Below are 19201 nucleotides of genomic sequence, written 5' to 3' on the forward strand. Positions count from 1 at the left end.
CCTAAGGGTTCGTTTAGCTGTTTACTGAAATAAATTCCAGTAAAATGGTTTTGTCCATGCTAGCCAGCGGGATCGTTAGCCGATCACCGTTTTTCAGCTCCAGACCACGGCCTGCGTCTACAGCCCGCCCGGATTTTTCAATCGTAATCTCCGGGGTACTGCGCACCATGATACGATCCTGGTTGGCTGGCGTGAACACCACCTTATCAGTACCAGCAAATTCCGGTGCCAGTTGCAGCAACTGGTGCAGATTGAACTTCCCTCGGAAGGTGTTCAGCTTCTTGTATTGCGGGTACGTTTTTTCACCGGTATTTTCATCGCGGATCTCCAGTACAATTTGGCCGACAAAGCCACGATTGGCCTTTTTGACCGCCTTCCAAATGAAATAAGCGGCAGCCAGCAGCACAATCAGCCCCAGCCCTGAAAGAATGAGAGGCAGCGTTGACTTTTCGGCAGGTGCTGCCTGTCCGGTCGTGCCTGTATTTGTACTACTACCCGTCCCGGTTTTAGCGCTGATAGTCAGGGGCTGGGTTTCACGGTAAAAGCTCTTTTCCTCTGCTCTGACGATTAGCTGATAATCATGCTCATCCGGAATGGTATAAGAGCCTGTGAAAGCATCCCCAGCATTGGTTAATGGCACCTCATTCGTGGTACCGGAATCTAGGTCTTTGACCTCCAGAACAGCATTCATATTGGCATACAATTCCTTGTCCTGAAGCTGCTGATTATTGCTCGTCAGATAGGAATGAATTTGAACTGTGTCGCCTTTTTTGTACGATTTGGCAGACGGTGCGTCCAGCTTCAGCTCCAAATCATAGTTAAACACCAGATTGATATCAATCTGATCCTGCCGCACTCCCTTGACCTGAAGCTTCCAGTCGCCCGCTACGGGCTTGAGCAGCTTGATCAGCGAGTAGCTTTTCGACTTGGACAACAGCACATCGCTTGAAGGAATCGACTTCGTGTTACCCGCCGGGTCAATCAGCCTTGCATCCACCGGTTTCGAGGACATTATCGAAATGTTAGCCTCCAGCACACTATCGTTCGGTACGGTTACCGTAACATCCTGATAATTGCCGTTCGCCGTAATGGACTGCAAGGGCACAACCTTCAATTTTAAATTGCTGGCAAAAATTTCACTCAAAATATTCGGCAAATCATCCGCCGAGCTTGTAATAAAGGACTTGCCGCCGGTCTGCTGCGCAATGTCGGCAAGCTTGTTTTTATTCAGCTTTCCATCCGCATTCAACCCGATGGTGTAGATCGGAACGCCGCTCTTTTTAGCTTCGGCTACAGCTTTCGCCATGTCCTGTTCGGACTGGCTCTCCGTTCTGCCGGTCGCTTTATTCAGATCGTTGTTGCCGTCAGCCAGCATCACGATCATAGGCGCATGTCCGGCTGTTTTGCCATCCTGCAAAATACGGATCGCTTCTTTGACACCTACAGAGGTGTCCGTATAGGCCCCTCGATTCAGCCCGTCAATAAATGCTTTTAACTCCTGCTTATCCGCTTCAGACTTGATATTAAGCAAGGCCTTTTCGCGTTGTACGACATCCGTATACGCTACGATCCCAACCTTGTCATTTTGCGTTGACAGCATATCAATAAACATTTTCATGGCTTCATTGCCAATTTTCCCGGGATCACTGGTGTTCATGGAATTACTCACATCAACGACCAGCACCGCATCTACCTTGGAAGCAGAGGGCGAAGCGGCATTTGCCGTTTGCGGCGGCCATGCCGAAATTGAGATCATGATCATTGCACAGATGATTCCGATGACCAAAAACCATTTTCTGTCTCTACTAAACATCGCTTGTTCCCCTTTGCCGATTAATTCTCACTCTAAATTACAGTTGTACTCCCCTACTATTAAATTATAATGAGTTTTACATGAGCGCCAGCTGAAAAAACTGCCTATAGTCGTCTCCATGTGGCGAAGAAGCCTGATATACCGCGAGATTTTACCAATATCCTGCAGTAATGATATAATTATACCCCAACCAGGGCAATCGGGCACCAGCCTTCCCCTTAATACGACAAAAACGACAGCCAGCGAAACCTGCTCATGTAAAATATCCAAGTTAAAATCCAAGCAGAAAGAGGAAGTACACTATGATCTCTTACGGATGTCTGGCGATTTTGTTTCTTTTTGTCGCCCTTAAATTAATCATTTACTATATACATAAAAAACGTGCCCTGTCGATGACACACATCGACACCGAGCTGCTGGCACTGCTGAACCGGAGAAGTGAGCACAATGAATAGCTCCAAACAGGCTGTACAATTCCGCCCATTTACCCGTACGGAGCATGCCTTCCAAAAACTGAAAATCTGCAGGTATTGCGGACAATTCACCGCCCTTTGGGAAGAGGAATGTACTTCCTGCGGCCGAAGTGCCCTGGTTCCCGTGGAGTCATATGCCAAACGCAATGCCAGACGCTATTTGCGTAAAGACCTCGCCGTAGGCATCGTGCTGTTGGCCGCTGCTGTCTTTTGGGGTCATTCAGCACAGCAAATGCTTCTGTATGGTATTGTCGGCGCACTTCTCCTGCTGCCCTTGGTGCTTCTGCAGCAGCGTATTTATCCTTATGAGCAGCGCAGGCAGCTTATACGCCTGTTCAGAGGGCGCATAACCCAGATTCAGGAGGGACTGGGGGTCAATCATAAACACGCAGTTGCCCAGCGTCAGCTCAGTGAGCGTGTCTCCTATGAAATGCTGCGAGAAATTGCTGTGCTCATTCACAACGATCGGATAAGGCTTCAGCAGGTGGCCCTGCTGCAATCTTTTGTTCTCCGCAAAGATATGGAGCTGAAGCTCGATCCTCTGCTAATCAAAAGCTTTGAACCGCTTATGGTCAGGTATATCGGAGAGATCGCCAGATTAAATCGTGAGCTGATCAAGGATCGGACATTCCGATATGTCATCTTTTATGAGCGCCGCATTCTGGAGATGGCAGGGGGCGAGGATATTCTTGTCCGTGTAGCCAGTGCAGCTGTCCGCAAAAAACGTTACGTGGTTACGCATGCCGCATTTATTTCCAGATATGTGCGCAAGCTGCCAAAGGAACGAATCCAACGATTATATCATATCATTCAGGAAAATCCGTTAGAACCCTTCGGTGATTTGGCCGATGAGGTAAAGATCGCGTATCTGATGGAGCAGTATAAAAGCTGATCTGTCACAATGCCCTTCTATATATGACGTCTGATCGATTGCAAATCACTGCAATTGTCCGCAAAAAACCGTCAGGATCGCCAACGCGCCTCCAGACGGTTTTCATTTTGGACTTGTATAAGGTATCGCTGTCTTGCTGGCTCACCTTTTTTATTGACCTTGCAGCTTTGGCGCCGCATGTTTGATGGAAGCAAAGTTAAAAGCACGCACACCCTTGCTGTCATATACAATAACCTCTTTATTCAAATACGGGTGGAGACCATTAAAATAACCGGGCATAACCAGCTTGCGCATAAACAGATTTTTACCCAGCAAACGGGGTGAATTAGTCGCTACGACAAGCATTTGCCGTGAAATGGACCAAGGACTTGACTGAATATAGGACAGGCAATATTCACCTTCCGTAAAATCACTGCCCAGCGTATACCCTTTCTCCGTACATACGAATTGCAGATTTTCCTGATGCCGATGGAGAAGTTCATGTCTGGTCAAGTCCGAAACGACACAGATCACATTGCTGTCAGCCAGCTCTTTCTCCGAAATATCACGTGCAGACACCACAGGGTAATGAACACCGATATACGGATTCCAGGTCGCTGTTTTGGGGCTGGCCAAGGCATTGGCCGTACGTTTCATCGCCTGCTCTTCCTCCGGGGCCGAATAGCTGGATGGAAGGACAATATGAAGACGATCCATATAAACGTCAAGCACACCCATACCGTGACCCCAGGCATTTCTCTCTCTGCTTTTCGTTCTAATGATTTCCTGCCCGGTCTCTGCTTCATTTGCAGAGCTGGCACCACTTGCTCTTTCCCGCTCGGCAATCAGGCGGTATTCAGGTGAGGGCCGCTTTTGCGATTTCATTTTAACAAAGCGAAAACGACTGTATTCCAGCAAATCCAGTACGAAAATACGAGCTCCGATACAAACCTGAGCCAGTTCCAAGCCCGTGACCTCGTGAGAAAGATGAATGATAAATTCGTCAGCATGAACGGCTGTAACCTCCAGCTTGCCCGTGGTGCTCATTTCGCCGTACAGCTCGGCGTATTCCTCGTGTTCATCCACTCGCGTCAGTTCCAGCCAATAAGCACGATTATGTCTGCCCCGTTCCGTCCGGTAGGCAATGCGCTGAGGGGCAATATCTCTTTTCCATTGCATAAGCCAGCCCAGCACGCCGTCCAAAAGCCTCAGCTCATGCGTGTCCCAATGATTAGAGCAACGCTCTACCACACCCTTGAGATAACTTGACGCAAGCTCGGTTGCCGGAGCCGTATAAGCTTGAGCAAACAAGTAATCCTGATCGCCAACGATGTTCAATATCGGCAAATTCGATAGATTCATCAGCTGCTGCGGATGCGGCGCACCTGCGATCACAGCAATAGCTGCAAAACGCGAAGGGTACGCCTGTGCCATCGCCCAGGCCGCATATGCACCATTAGAATAACCCGTCAAGTAAATTCGGTCTTCATCCACTGGGTACCCTTGCAGAATAACATTTAGCCCCTCCAGAAAGGCAGCTTCGCCAATGTAACTGCCGAGCGTAACACCACGGCAAGAAAAGGTAACAAATATCGCCTCTTCCTCCCAGTTTCTCCCGAAATCCCTTTTTTGGAAATCTGGCAGACCAAGCTCATACCGTTTGCCCGGCATCAGGACAATCAAGGGATACTGTCGTTCTGGCGAGTAGCTTCTTGGAAGCTGTATCGTATAGCGCTGCATACTGTTATCGAGCCGGGAGACAAAAAAGCCTTCGCCAAGCCCGTTCGAAGACAGATAGATGTGTTTTTCCTGACGTGAGAATGGGTGCTGCGACAGTTCGGCAAACCCATATGCAAAAATTTGTTTTAATAGCTTGATATATTCACGCACAACCCGATAGTCCCAACCCTCAAAGGGATCTTCCGGTAAAGCCGTTAATCTTTCGAGTTCGTTCAGCAAGCCTTCTATCTGAGTTTTTCGTACAGCATGGAGGGCATCCATGATATGATCCTGCTTGAAGTGCTCATACTCTTCCTGCAGACCCGCAACAACGTCAGACAAAGGATGTACAAGCACCGAGTACACAAAATGATGCTCCCCTGCTTCATGATCCTGATACGTAACCGTAAAATGCAGCATCCCTGTGTTTTCGATCATTTCCTCATCCCAGGCATACTTGTACTCCTGCTCCCAGGTTGCTTGAAACCGATCCAGCTTTGATCCTGCATCATTTGTTACCTCGATCCATAACGTCTGGTCTGCCGGAAGATCTACACGATCCTTACGCAGCAAATAAAACGAGACCGGACTTTTTTCCCCCTCCCGCTCAGCACTTTTCTCAACCTCCAGCCAGGCCATATGAAAACGTATATTGCGCTCTATAAATTCATGGTGAAGCTCTGCCACATCTGGGTGATCGCATACCTGATATCCGCTAATACGGATGGAACGGGCTTCATCGGGAATAAACGCTGCGATGATGACCACCGTATGATCGCCCTCCTTCAAATACAACCGAAGAGGACCGGATTCCGCATATACCAGCATGTCGTCGATCCAAATCTGCCCTGTTCCTTCAAACGGTCTGATAATCACTTCTTGTGATGCCAAACAGCGAAGATTAGAAACCAGCACAAGTCTTTCTTGCTCGTTTAAAGCCGGAAAAACACCCAAGTTCAGCTCTGCATTCCGGGGATCCAGCTCGGTTAATAATCGGCATGCGACCGTTCCTCCTGCTGAAAGTCGCACTCCCTCTTCACAAGCCTGTTCCAAATTCCATTCTTCCAGGGTGAAATGGTTCGACCATTCCCTGCCCACACCGCAATTTTCCGGCAGCTTGACCGGACCGACCGCATATGCAGACGTCAGACGAACCGGATGATCCGACAGCACAGTTGTTACTTTTTCCAGATGCGTGAACCTCATAACATTCCCCCTCCAGGTTTTGGCTTCCTTGAAAGACGTAACCACGATAATCTACCAGAATTTTCCCGTAATCTTTTCCGCAACCTTAAATTCAACGATATAAAAACTATTCGTTGCCCTCTCTGTTTACTCCTCTGTTTTCCCAAAAAAAGAAGCTGCTTATATAACAAAAAACGAAGAAAGCAGTCCGCTTCACTTCGTTGTTAAAAATTTTATATTCAGGACCAAAGAGGAAACACTATAAAAAATGTGAATAGCTTGCTTGTATTTACTTTTCCAACCACAAAAGATCAAACAGCACCATCAATCTGTCGTTAATCTGGTCAAAATGCCGCCCTAACGCATTAATTTTAAAATCTTTAGTCCCCTTGCGATCTGCCTGCAAAAAATGCCGCAACGCTTCTTTGAGCCCCTGTTCCCACACTGTATCGTTCAATTGTTTCGCATAATTAAGATTTTGATAAAAAGAGGCAGACTCAGCTGCCTCTTGATCTTCATACTCTATTATTAGCTTTCTAATGCCGCCTGCAAGTCTTCGATCAAATCCTCCATATCTTCAATCCCCACCGAAATCCGCACCAAACCTTCGGTGATGCCCAGCTCTGCACGACGTTCTGCCGGAATAGAGGCATGGGTCATACGGGCTGGAACGCTGATCAGACTTTCTACTGCTCCCAAGCTCTCAGCCAGCGTAAAATACTTCACTTTTTTTAGCAGCGCTACCGCATTGGCATCGCTGCCTACATCAAACGAAATCATACCGCCAAAGCCGTCAGCCTGTGCTTTGGACAGCTCATGCTGTGCATGGCTTGCCAATCCAGGATAGTACACTTTGCTAACCTTCGGATGCTTTTCCAGAAAGGCTGCTATTTCCTTCGCATTTTGCTCGATCGCTTCCATACGCAGACCCAGTGTTTTGATCCCTCGGATCAACAGCCAGGAATCCTGCGGGCCGAGAATACCGCCAATGGCATTTTGCAGAAAATGAAGCTGTTCGCCCAGCTCTTCGTTGTTTACTACCGCTAAGCCGGCTACAACATCGCTGTGTCCACCCAAATATTTGGTGGCAGAGTGAACAACGATATCCGCGCCAAGCGTAATTGGCGTCTGCCAATAAGGAGTCGCAAACGTATTGTCCACAATCAACAAAAGCTCATGCTTCTTCACCAGCTCCGAAACGGCACGGATATCTGTAATCTTCAACAGTGGATTCGTTGGTGTTTCGACATATAATGCCTTCGTATTTGGACGAATTGCGCTGGAAATGGCCGCCAGATCAGTCGTATCCACAAACGTGGACTCAATCCCGATACGGCTGAGCACCTTGCTTACGATACGATAGGTACCCCCGTATACATCATCGGTCAGCAAAATATGATCCCCTGCTTTAAACAAGGAAAATACCGCATGGATCGCTGCCATACCAGAACCAAAAGCAAAACCGCGTTTGCCTTCCTCCAACTCTTTGATCAGCTCCTCCAGCGCAAACCGGGTCGGATTGCCTGTACGCGAATATTCGTAGCCCTTATGAACACCGATTTCCTCTTGCTCATAGGTGCTTACCTGATAAATAGGAACGTTAACCGCGCCAGTATGAGGATCGGTAGGAAGCCCGCCGTGAATCAGCTTTGTTTTACGTTTCATTTTAAATCCCGCCTTCATATATTTTTTTGCTCAGATAACGTTCGCTGCTATCCGGGAAAATGGTAACAATATGTGCGCCGTCTGGTGCGCTCTCTGCTTCCAGTAAAGCGGCATGCAATGCTGATCCGGAGGAACTGCCGACGAGCAGCCCCTCACGTGCCGCCAATTCCTTGACACGGCCAAAGGCATCGGCGTCGCTAATGGTATGAATAGCATTAAAATAAGCCGTATCCACAAACTCAGGAATCAATTCCATACCGATTCCTTCCGTTTTATGCGGGCCTGACTCACCACCATTCAAAATGGACCCTTCCGGCTCGACGATGACCGTTTTAAGCGCTGGATTTTGTTCCTTGAGGTAACGAGAGGTTCCCATGAACGTCCCGCCTGAGCCTGCTCCCGCTACAAATACGTCTACTTTGCCGTCCAGATCGTTCCAAATTTCAGGCCCCATGGTCGTATAATAAGCCTCCGGATTATCCGGATTACTGAACTGGCGCGGCAAGTACGCCTCTTTGATCTCGGCAGCCAGCTCCTTTGTTTTCTCAATGGCTCCTTTCATGCCCTCACTTGTCGGGGTATGAACGATTCGTGCTCCCAGCGCCTTCATCAATTCCTGTTTCTCTTGGCTAAACTTTTCAGGGACAGTAAAAATTACTGAGATATTATAATGAAGCGCTGCCATAGCAAGACCAATACCTGCGTTGCCTGCTGTTGCTTCAATTAAAGTCCCGCCTGGCTTGAGCTGGCCTGTCTTTAATGCTTTTTCAATCAGAGCCTTACCCACCCGGTCCTTTACACTGCCGCCGGGATTCATAAACTCCAGCTTGGCAAACAGATGAATTCCTCTCGGAAGAGAATAGCTGTTCAACTCCACTAATGGAGTACCTCCGATGAGTTCAAGGGTATTGCGATATACATTCATAATCTCAAGCTCCTTTTAATGGTGGATCACAAATAAACCAATGATCAAATAATAACGATTATTGCCAAAAAAGCGCAGTAATTCGGTAAGTATTTGTGCAATAAGATTTTATGTATAATTAAAGCATTTGTCAAATAGCAACATACTTGCTCCGATAACATAATATGATGTGTACACCATGCTGGCAGAACTTTATTTTGGGATAAAAAAAGGAGCCTGATCAAGATATCAGGGCTCCTTTATATTTGGTTATTTATTAGCTGCGATGGGCTGGTACTCTATTCTCTGTTACTCTGCCGTTCCATCCAGTACGTGTTCTTTGCAAAAGTTCTCCACGGCTTGCAGCTCGTCCTCTTCCAGTTCAAGATCAATATAACGATTCGTTACTTTTTCAATCAGCTCATACTTCAACAATTCTGATTTTCCCTCGTCTACTAAATAAAGGGCACGGATACGCAATCCGTTTTCGGTGTACAGCTCGTCGTCCTCCTCAACCTCCACATCAATGACGAATTCATACCGCTGTCCGCTCAAAATACCAAAAGCATCTTTAATTTGCTCCACCGTGTACGATGTAAAATTTAGCATGTCTTCATTCCCTCCGGTTCTTCTTCAATGACTGTGCATTCTACACCCGCAGGCAGTAGCTGTTCAACTTGAGTGCGTACTTCTTGACGATTCAAATCTTGGCCAAGGATAGAAATCCAGCCCCGATCATTACGTGAGCGAATTAAACGTCCGATACCTTGTCTAAGTCTAAGCGCCATGTGAGGCATATCAATCTGTATAAACGGCTCCGCCGCGTCCTTGCGCAATGAGGCAAACACTGGATCATTCGGAGGAAAAGGCAGCGACCAGATGATAACATGAGATAGAGACGGACCAGGAATATCCAGGCCTTCCCATAAGGTAACCGCGCACAGGACGCTTTCCTCATCATTCTGAAAAGTCGAGATCAGATGGCTGATTTCAGCCGAGCCTTCATATAGGAAACGATAGGCAGATGCCTCTCGATAAGCAGCGAGACCTGATTGGAAAGCAGCCAGTTCCTCCTCTGAAGGAAACAGGATAAGTGCTCTGCCTTGCGATTTCTCCAGCAGTGCCAGCACTCTCTCGATTGGATGATGCTCCGGCTGCAGCGGATATAGGGCCGCTTGCATCTGATCCGAATAGTTATAAGGTGATGCGACGGAAAATGTCAGCGGATTTTCGATTCCGAGACTCTGCGCCATATAATCAAAGGAGTTATCCACGGAAAGGGTAGCCGATGAGAACACAATCGGTATGTGCTGGGCAAATACTCGTTCCCTGAGAATCTCCTTTACCATTTTGGGCATAACCACGAGTGTTAATCCGTCCTGATCCTCGATCACCCACGAAATCAAAAGCTCAGGGCGTTTAAACAAGGCCAAAGCCGTCTGAATCATTTCAAGATGCTCCTCCACGATCTTGACCTGGTACTCATCCAGCGAAAATAGTCCGCTTTCAAATACAAGCTCTTCTTCAATCGTCCCGATCAGATCGCTAAAACGGTTCACTTCTCGAACAAGCGGCTCATTCAGCTTAAATTCCTTGCGGTCAGAGCCTTGTACCGGCTGGCTGTTCTTTTGAAGCGCAGCAAACAAAGCCTCGCTTTGCGATATCGCGTCTTCAATCGTCATGGCCAGAGATTCCCGCACTTCACCCTCCAGCAGACGGGTAATCATCGCCTCGAACTGAGTATGTTTCAGCTTGTAGGTCAGCGCATTCTGCGCCGCTGTCTCCAGCAAATGTCCTTCGTCAAAGACGACGGAGCTATGCTCAGGCAGCAATGGCAGTTGGCCCTCACGCTTTCTCGCTTCATAGGTCCATACATGCTCCATATAAAAATCATGCGAGCAGATGACCAAATCCGCTGCCCGGCGGTAATGATCACGAGACAACGTCTGCCCGCACCGATGACGCTGATAGCAAACGAGGCAGTCTTGAAATACATCCCATCCGAGTCTGCTCCATTGTCCGTCCGTTAGCTCGGGATATTCCTTGCGGTTCCCGTAAGGGGTGAAGGACTGCAACGTGTCTGGAAAATGGACAAAATCCGGCAAGCCCTGATAAATATCACGAAAGATATCCGCATCCGCATCCAGCCCGTTTCGGGCCTCGTCCAGCTTGTTCAGGCAGATATACTGATCCGGCGACTTACCCAGCCTGGCATCAATCGCCAGATTCAAATGCTGTGCCAGCTTGGCTATATCCCCTTCCGGCTTTACCAGCTGTTCGATCAGTGATTCGTCCGCACAAGCAATAATCGCGGGCTTTCTCGTATATCGGGCATATGCAATCGCGTACAACAGGTACACCAGCGTTTTGCCCGTGCCCACGCCCGCTTCCGCAAAAATGGTCTTTTTCTCCTTATAGGCACGCTCCAGCTGAAATGCCATATAAATTTGTTCATCCCGAACCTCAAAGCCGACTTCAGGCAAAACTTCATAAAATACATCCGCAATCCAGTCACTTGCCTGCTCTATAAACGGCTTGGATGGATCAAAGGCAAAAGGGTAAGTAGTCAATCGGGCTGTGCCTCCAATTTGTTCATAATGTGCATCCTTTCATTATAACGCAAAACAACCCAAAGGAATACGAAAACTGCATGAACAACCTGCATCTTTTTGTATTTTAAAAAAGAAACAACGCTGCAGGCTGCGTTACCGCTGCCAGCGCGTTGTTTCCGTTTTAATCCTCTATGATGGCTACGGGACGAGCCCATCCGGCACTCGCTCTTTCTACTTTAACTGGAAAGCAACAGACCTTGAAACCGAACGGCTTCGGGAGAAGCTCCAGATTGGCCAACTTCTCGATCTGACAATACTCCTGGTTTTTTCCGACATAGTGAGCTGCCCAAAGGACGCCGTCCCTCGGTTGTTGCTTGTAGGCTTCTGCTTGGAGATTAAGCGGGATATCCCAGCCGTCAGTACCGACTACCTTGATACCTTGATCCAGCAACCATCTGGTTGCTTCAGCCGATACACCGACATGAAGGAATGCATACTGTTCATCATACAACCGCTTATCTGCATCGCTCCGGATAAGGACAATATCGAGCGGCTTAAGCTTGTACCCGATGCAGTCCAGCTCTGCAGCCAGATCCTCTGACGTTAACTCATAACCTGGCGGCTTAGAACTGAAGTCAAGAAGCACCCCATCAGAATAAAACCATTCTAGCGGCAGTTCGTCAATCGTTCTAGCCGGTTTACCTTCCGATGTCGGCCAGTAGTGCCAAGGTGCGTCGATGTGTGTCCCCGAATGCGTGTTAAGCGTTACGGTTTCGGTAGCCCATGCCTGGCCTTCCGGAAAATCGTCAGGCTTAAGACCAAGAAAGACTGACGCTTGCAGCGCGCCGTCTCTATGGCTCGAATACTCAATCTTAGCTGCTATCGGCTCGCGTATACTAGGGCTTATCGGCACGCTCAAATCGATGAGTTTCATCGCATAACATCCTCTCTCATTTCTTGTTTTAAAGTGTTCTGTGATTAACGGTACATGTTTGGGGGAATCTTTGGAATATGATGTGAACTATACGGAATTTTAATCTAAATATTGAAATACTTAAATTCATTTCTGATCCTGTAATATACTTGTGTAAATTACCTTAATTTACTTCGTCGGTATGAGGACGCTGCGCGTAGGATTTGATCTTACGATTGCTGTTGCCCTGGGATTCTCAGATCTTCATAAACCGTTTAAAGATTATAATCCCAGGGCAAAGGCGAACGCTTTCGCTTCTCCAGATTCAAATCCTCCTCTACGCTGCACACCACCATATGCTTTAAACAAAAGCTCGTTCACCTTAATTTATACTTAAAATTCGCCAATTGGATCCGATTTTCCCCACGCTTACTAATACAGGATTCTGTTCTTCTCCCTCTATATAAAGCTTAACTTCAAGCAACCTTTTTTCTTGTATATTCATACTCTGCTCTATAACATTTTTATCCTTTATATTATGATTCGCAACTATTTCAGGCTTAGAATATGTGCTACTCAACTTAATTTCCTTGATTTTCTTCAGTTCCGTAGCGGCATTGGCTTCACCCATAACGACACGTTTGTCCATCATATCCGGGTTTGAATTGAGGAACAGTATCATATAAAATTTCTCCCAATACTGTTCATATTCCAAAAAGCTTTTGAAAAAGTTATGGCTCTCAAAGGAAGGGATGGGAGCGTCCCCTTGAAGCTCATAGGTATGGAGTCTACTGAAATGATTATCTACCGAATTCGCACGATACTTTTCCATAATAGGAAAACATTTTAACGCGCTGTCGAGGTCATGATCATTTACAGCTTCAAAAAAGGCTTTGACCACCGATTCGGGCGTGGAAAATTGCGCCTCAGTGGGTTGCGGCAGATCTGACTGCAAGTTTTCCAAAAAAGTGCTATCAGGCTCATCTTTTCTGACATCTCCAGAGGCGATCTCTCCGGGGTGTCCTTTACTTGTACACCCCATCACCACTACAAGCAGCAATAGGAACACAACTGTATAAAACATCCATTTTCGTTGTTGCATAAATCCATGTTCCCCCATTATTTTGAAAATCAAAGACTACTTAAGCTTTCCCTTACGAATTGGTGATATCTGCTGATACAGGTAGAAAAAACGATGGCTGCTCAAATCGCTGTAACTCTTTTTTTATTTACAACCAGGGTGCTGGCACAAAGATCGTGAACTCCCTGTTTTTTCGCAGTAAAAGCTACAACGATGTAAATCATACGTGTAATGATAAAAGAGATAGCTTTAATCCAGTAACGCCCCGAGGCGTGCCAGAATCCAAGCCGCTTTCCTTCCTTGTCTACGACAATTAGAGAAAACAGAAGTTTCCCTGGTGTTGCTTTGACCTTCGATGACTCCCAGAGCACAGAATACAGCCATGGCACTATAAGCCACAAGATCAGCGGCAACCACATCACCAACACTTTTATGAAACCAGTCTCCTCTATGCCCAGAATAGATGGAATACTAAACACTCCTCCTATTAAAAGAACAAGCACAAAGACAATGACCAGATCAATTAAAAACGCTGCTGTTCTTATCCAAAATCCTCCGTACATTCGTCTTACGTTATCGTTGGTAGCCGTCATGATAATATATAACTCCTTATCATTTTTAAAATCCATTTTATTCCTTTACCCAAGGAGATATCATACGGCTCCCCATCTGTTTTGTCAATTTAATTTACGAATGAATGCCCATAAATGATGCAAAAGAACCTTCAAAACCACTATGTAAGTGGAAATGAAGGTTCTTTTGTTAAATGAAATCATGTATAAAATAGGGGCGGAAATTTCCCAAATCGACTTTTGGGACAGCCCCGTCTCCAATTTTATTTAACAACACTAAACAAGCCTTCTTCTCCGCGCAGCTTTGCCAAAGCCTCGACAAAGAAATAATCGCCGTAAATAATGGGAACGTTGATGTATTTTTGCTCAGGATAATGTACGGTTCCCTTCATCAGCAAGCCCTCATGGTCCTCGCCCCACGCCGTGCAAGTGTGATGCAAGCCCATGAGGATGGACTCTGCCGCCCGGGTAAAATGCCCGGCCCGCGCCGAATATTGAGCCAGCTCCAGCAATCCGCTGGCCGCAATGGCCGCAGCAGATGAATCCCATGCTCCGCGATGTCCCTCATCAGCTCTAAAATCCCACACAGGCAGACACGCATCTCCCAGTTGGGACAGGAAAAAGTCCGCTGTGTTTTCGGCCACCCTCAAATAACGCGAATCACGCGTGTATCCGTACGAAAGCGTAAAGCCGTACAAAGCCCAGGACGTGCCGCGTGCCCAGGCGGAGCCAGGAGCGAACCCCTGCCCGCCATGCTCGGCAACCTTTTTTCCAATCTCCGGATCGAATTCGATCACATGCGCTATGGAACCATCCGCACGGAAAAATTCACGTGCCACGGTATCCGCATGCTGCACAGCTACAGCAGCAAAACGGGGATCTCCGCTTACCTCCGAGGCCCAATAAAGCAAAGGCAGATTCATCATGCTGTCGATAATCGCAACGCCTCGTGTGTCCATGTCCTTGGCGTGGAAGTTCCACGCGCGAATAAAACGGCCGTTCACGTTAAAACGGGCAGCCAGCAGATTGGCGGCCAGCAGCCCGCGTCTTCTGGACTCGGCGGCTCCGGTCAACCGATGGGCGGCCACACCGCTGAGCAGCCAAATAAAACCAAGATCATGGTCTACGGTTTCGCTGTTATAGAGCACTTTTTCCAGACGATTCTCGCACCGCTGCGCAATTTCGGCGGCTCCGCTGTCAGGGCGCGCCCGATTCGCAAGCCATAGCAGCCCCGGATAAAAGCCTGCTGTCCACCACGCTTCCTCACGATCGTCATAGCGCCCTCCCTCTGCAACATGCGGAAAAGCGTCCCCTAGCCTTAACGCCAAGGCAAGCGTTTTGTCCAAAGCCAGCTCCCATGATTGCTCCAGCCATGCCTCTATGTTTGTCATTTGTTTTCCCCTCCCCTTTTCCACCTGTTAAAAAAGCCTATGGCTTCGGCCTGCATTATTCAGGCAACCGAATGATAAAGGAAATGCGGCTGCCTGTGCATTTCATTCTTGCTCCCTTAAGCAAACCGTTGCGACAGGCTACGGAAGCTAATTCTTCAGGCCACGCCACGTTCGTCCCTTCCGTCGTCGGGACGACTTCAAGGATTGTGCCTGCATATTCCACCCGGATGCTTTCTGTTTCCTCCCCGGCTGTCATGACATGATGAATAACGCTGCGCTCCCGACCGTCATATGCCACTAAGGGAATAAGCGCTCCCACATGCTGAATATTGCCTTGAAGCTCATATTCCACCTCAATTTTTCCGCGCACCTGATGATAATGTGTTCGGATTTCCCTCACCCCCGGGAACGGGCCTCTCCATAGCAGCGTGATATCCGTTGATCCGCCAGATGCTGAGCTTTGCTCTACCTGTACAGACCCCCCACCATCCTGCGGATCGATCCCTCCATCCCGGTCGAATTCCAGCGTTCCGGGGATGCCTTCCGACAGGCTGTGCCACTTGCCGTCCTCGGTTTGCCAGGCCGGAGAATAGCTTAGCGGGAAAATATCCCCTTCCGCGAACCCTGTAAAACCTCGGTCTGCATGCCCTGCTGAGGACGGACCCATCAGTGGCGGCAGCGAGGACTGCTGAATACGCACAATCCCGGGAATATTGTACGGGTCATTGACCGACGTCTGCACAACCATTTGCTGTCCGTCTACAGAAGCAATGACCGTCTGGAACCAGCCGTCCGTTTCCAACACCTGGCTGCCTGTCTCCGCCGGTATAGGAGCTGGAGCAATACGCTCTATCCCCTCCCCGTACAGCAGGGTATGAGCCAGCACAGCCGCCGTCCACAGGCTGTAGCATGTGTGATTGGAGTATACCTCAAACCCATGCCGCGCCTCGGACGAATAATGGTTGCGGACGATATGCAGCTTGCCGTCATCGGTCTGCCAGCGGCTAATCGCTTGCCAGCACAGATCCGCTGCCCGCCGTAACGCACCGGCAAGCCCGGGTTCGCCTGCCGCTAAAACATGCCGCGCATGTGTCGTGAAGACGAACGCTGCAGCCGCCTCGTTCCATTGATGCTGTGCGCTTCTTCCGCGCGGCGGAATTTCCCCGTGCGGGGATAGCGCCAGCAGTGAGCTGAGCGCGCCTCTGCGTAGATGGTCACGCAGCTCAAGAGCGCAACCGCCATCATATCCGTTCTCGAGCATCACCCCCAGGTGAAAGCGTGTGACGATATCGTAGGCGAACGGGCTGTTGGGCCGGTCCAGCGGGCCGTCCTGATACAGCCCCAGTCCGGTAAAGCGAGGCAAATGATAGCTGCGGATGTACGCCTCCATCCACTCGGCATCGGCTGCAAGCCCTTCGGCGGCACGCAAAAACTCGCCGGAAATCATGATCGCGTTCCAGTTGATCATCCGGTTTGGATTTTTCATTTTACTCATCGTAAAAATGTAGGTCTGTTCCGGCTGGATTCTGCTCAGCTGCCGCTTCCAGGCTGTGGCTTGCTCTGGCAGCAAATGTTTCAGGAGCCGATACGCTCCCATCATCATGATAGGAAAAAAGTCCGGGTGCTGATCCGGCGCTTTTTCCTCTACTACACAAGCAATACTGTGCGTCAAGGCAGCAGCCGCGGATTCCAGCAAATCATGGCGGCCTTCTTTGACCAACACTGCCGCAGCCAGCGCATAGGACGGGGTAGAGTAATACCGTTCACTTTCCGAATAAGGATCAATGATGGCTCCGGTTTCATCCTGATGCTGAATATATGCACGAACCAGCTTCTCCAGCACGGCAAGCTTGCGTTGGCGGGTCCATCCGTCCTCCACTCGATTCGGCGTCGTATTCAACTGTCCTATAAATTTCTCCAGCTCTGCCTGCCAAGGGTACACATTACCTGTATGCAGCTTATTCATCCTGTCTGCCTCCCATTCAACATGATGATTCATTTAGGGCAAAAAACAGCTTGCAATCTGCGCTTGCAGCAGCACCACAGCGATCTGAAGTCAGCTTCAACGTTGTTTTGTAAAACACAAACGGCACCCCATCATGATCCATATGGTTGACAGCCTCTATCCCCGGAAGCAGCATGCTGGCATCATAATCCAATCTGGCCACGACATGTGCTCCCTTCCATTCAACGAAGCCCGCTCCTGCAGCAGGCTGAATACGGCTGATCAACAGCTCCTCTACCTCCCACAACTGCCCGCTCGCGCCAGATGCTTCAAACTCAAAATGATCGGTGACCGTAAGTTTTGCTCCCGCGCTTCCCTCCGGCACATTCCACGCAAAGGAGCGTGTGAAAGCGGTCAGTTCTTCTACGGGATACGCAGAGGTCAAATCGAGCTTTAGCCTTGCGTCTGTCCGTGCCTCCTTCTGCTCATCCACAGCAATCTCCAGCACAACCGCCTTTGCCTTTGCACCCGATTGCTGCATGGTCCCATTGATTATGGGCACAGAATGACCGCCGGAGGAAATGTTAATGATCGACTCCCGTCCCGGTGAAAAATAAGCTTTCGTATACAAGCCTGCTCCCAAGTCACACAGCAGATTTTCATTCCCGCCATGCAGGATAAAATGCCCAAGGTCGTTATGATTGTGTGGCTCATTGTTATGTCCGCCTTTGGCTGAGAAGACAAGCATTGTGCCTGATTCGCCCTTTTGCTCTTCAGCTCTGCCATGACTGGAGCTGCGACTGCGGCACATCAGCCATCCAAGCTGCGGCAAATAATCGGCTCCAGCCGCCTTGCTTCCAAATGTCGCAGGATTCGTCCATACCAGGTTGCGCAATACGTGCGCCCAGCGGCGACAAGGGTCCTCCAGCAGACCATGTACATGAAAAGGGAGTGCCGATGGTTCCTCCTGCAAGGAATTCAAATAAGAGATAAGTCCAGAGGGCAAGCGTTCAGTTTCACTGCTGTCGGAATAATTGGCGAACATACCATCCGACAAATGCACCCGTTCTGCAAAGGCAGCGATTTGTCTGACCTTTTCCGAGCACAGAATATTTACGGCTTCCTCTGTAAATGCACGCAGCATATCGGCAAAATAAATGAAATAGCCAAAGCCGTACACCCAATAGCCGACGCCTTCCGGACACCCTCCGTCCTCCTTGTAGCCTGCAAGAAAACAATCCAGCGCGCCGAGCATTTTCTCGATAGCCTCAGCTTTGCCCAGGCTGTCTTCCACCAGCAGCAATGCCGCGATTCCGCAACCGGAAGCGCATACAGCAGCCCAGTTATGCTCTGCTGTCTCCCATTCAAAATGGTGAGGCTGCCAAAAAACAGGCTCCAGCACTCGGCGCTCGACCTCCCCGCGCACCTGAGCAACCACCTGTTCAGCCAGATGATCGCTTAGCAGCAGTAAAATTTCAGCCAGCATCTGGGCTGTTTCCGACGCGAATAAATCCACCTGCTGCCAAGGCGGTGTCACAGGGTCCTCTTCCCTGACATGTGCAGGAAGGGCCCATGTGTACTCGCGGCATATTTCCAGCAGGCCGCCTTCCACCTCTTTCAGCCCCCCGGGTTCGGATTCGGCTACAGCCGCCAGCACCAAAGCAGCCATCCGTCCACGCCGCTCAAAATACACATCCTCATATGGCTTGCGCTCACCCGTATGTGCAAATCGTTGAAACAGTGTCAGCGAAAGCTCAGGCCATGGTGTTTCCCGACTGTGATTACAGGCACGTTCGATGTCCATCCATAGCTCGGCATATACCGGTTCAGATATAGTCGCCCGCAGTTTTTCTGTCCATTCCCTCTTTAAGCGTTGCTTTGCAGTATCCTGCCCCCCGCCAGCCAGCACCGTGACGAGTCGCGAAGCAGGCCAGGCCTCCTTCAGAAGACTCATTCGTATTCCTCCCCGCAAGAAGCATTCACTTCACCTTCCTTTTTGTTAACGCTTTCATTGTATCTAACAATCAGCCTAAATTCAAAGGGGTAGCCAAGCCATTTTAAAAATGTAAAAGAACCTCCACGCCACATTTCTGTAGTCATGAAAGTTCTTGTTTTAC

General features: G+C 48.9%; 15 protein-coding genes. 2 read left to right on the forward strand and 13 right to left on the reverse strand.

The features are described 5' to 3' along the window. Positions 1-13: 13 nt before the first annotated feature. Complete coding sequence (locus tag JO375_RS01350; RefSeq protein ID WP_229522777.1) at positions 14-1813, reverse strand: VWA domain-containing protein; 1800 nt, start codon at positions 1811-1813, stop codon at positions 14-16. Positions 1814-2115: 302 nt separating this feature from the next. On the opposite strand from JO375_RS01350, the gene JO375_RS01355 reads away from it, so the two are divergent. Then, positions 2116-2268, forward strand: coding sequence for a hypothetical protein (locus JO375_RS01355; protein ID WP_229522778.1), 153 nt, complete (start codon positions 2116-2118; stop codon positions 2266-2268). Then, on the forward strand, positions 2261-3178 hold the full coding sequence (locus JO375_RS01360; protein ID WP_229522779.1) for a hypothetical protein: 918 nt from the start codon (positions 2261-2263) through the stop codon (positions 3176-3178). Before JO375_RS01355 ends, JO375_RS01360 begins: the two co-directional genes overlap by 8 nt. 150 nt (positions 3179-3328) lie before the next feature. On the opposite strand, the gene JO375_RS01365 is transcribed toward JO375_RS01360, so the two are convergent. The 12 genes from JO375_RS01365 to JO375_RS01420 form a co-directional block, all read right to left on the reverse strand. After that, entirely contained in the window at positions 3329-6082 is a 2754-nt protein-coding gene (locus tag JO375_RS01365) for a PHB depolymerase family esterase (RefSeq protein ID WP_229522780.1), read from the reverse strand. 268 nt (positions 6083-6350) lie between these two features. Continuing rightward, positions 6351-6518, reverse strand: a complete 168-nt coding sequence (locus tag JO375_RS01370) for a hypothetical protein (RefSeq protein ID WP_229522781.1) — start codon at positions 6516-6518, stop codon at positions 6351-6353. A 71-nt stretch (positions 6519-6589) separates the two neighbouring features. Next, entirely contained in the window at positions 6590-7726 is a 1137-nt protein-coding gene (locus tag JO375_RS01375) for a bifunctional cystathionine gamma-lyase/homocysteine desulfhydrase (RefSeq protein WP_229522782.1), read from the reverse strand. A gap of 1 nt (position 7727) precedes the next feature. Next, the gene (locus JO375_RS01380; protein ID WP_229522783.1) at positions 7728-8651 is read right to left on the reverse strand and encodes a PLP-dependent cysteine synthase family protein; all 924 of its coding nucleotides are present in this window, start codon (positions 8649-8651) and stop codon (positions 7728-7730) included. Positions 8652-8939: 288 nt separating this feature from the next. Beyond that, entirely contained in the window at positions 8940-9239 is a 300-nt protein-coding gene (locus JO375_RS01385; RefSeq protein WP_229522784.1) for a DUF6509 family protein, read from the reverse strand. Further along, entirely contained in the window at positions 9233-11200 is a 1968-nt protein-coding gene (locus JO375_RS01390; protein WP_229522785.1) for an ATP-dependent DNA helicase, read from the reverse strand. Before JO375_RS01390 ends, JO375_RS01385 begins: the two co-directional genes overlap by 7 nt. A gap of 163 nt (positions 11201-11363) precedes the next feature. Next, positions 11364-12116 (reverse strand): cyclase family protein, encoded by a 753-nt coding sequence (locus JO375_RS01395; protein ID WP_229522786.1) that lies wholly within the window; start codon positions 12114-12116, stop codon positions 11364-11366. 361 nt (positions 12117-12477) lie between these two features. Continuing rightward, positions 12478-13197, reverse strand: a complete 720-nt coding sequence (locus JO375_RS01400) for a hypothetical protein (protein WP_229522787.1) — start codon at positions 13195-13197, stop codon at positions 12478-12480. A 101-nt stretch (positions 13198-13298) separates the two neighbouring features. Then, positions 13299-13769 (reverse strand): RDD family protein, encoded by a 471-nt coding sequence (locus tag JO375_RS01405; protein ID WP_229522788.1) that lies wholly within the window; start codon positions 13767-13769, stop codon positions 13299-13301. A gap of 242 nt (positions 13770-14011) precedes the next feature. Then, positions 14012-15139 (reverse strand): glycoside hydrolase family 88 protein, encoded by a 1128-nt coding sequence (locus tag JO375_RS01410; protein ID WP_229522789.1) that lies wholly within the window; start codon positions 15137-15139, stop codon positions 14012-14014. A gap of 55 nt (positions 15140-15194) precedes the next feature. After that, positions 15195-17105 carry a glycosyl hydrolase gene (locus JO375_RS01415; RefSeq protein ID WP_229522790.1) on the reverse strand — a complete coding sequence of 637 codons (1911 nt, stop codon included), beginning with the start codon at positions 17103-17105 and terminating at the stop codon, positions 15195-15197. Between the two features lie 16 nt (positions 17106-17121). Beyond that, positions 17122-19038 carry a heparinase II/III family protein gene (locus tag JO375_RS01420; RefSeq protein ID WP_229522791.1) on the reverse strand — a complete coding sequence of 639 codons (1917 nt, stop codon included), beginning with the start codon at positions 19036-19038 and terminating at the stop codon, positions 17122-17124. Positions 19039-19201 lie beyond the last annotated feature (163 nt).

Origin of the sequence: Paenibacillus farraposensis (assembly GCF_020736845.1) — a bacterium.
Classification (GTDB): Bacteria; Bacillota; Bacilli; order Paenibacillales; family Paenibacillaceae; genus Paenibacillus; species Paenibacillus farraposensis.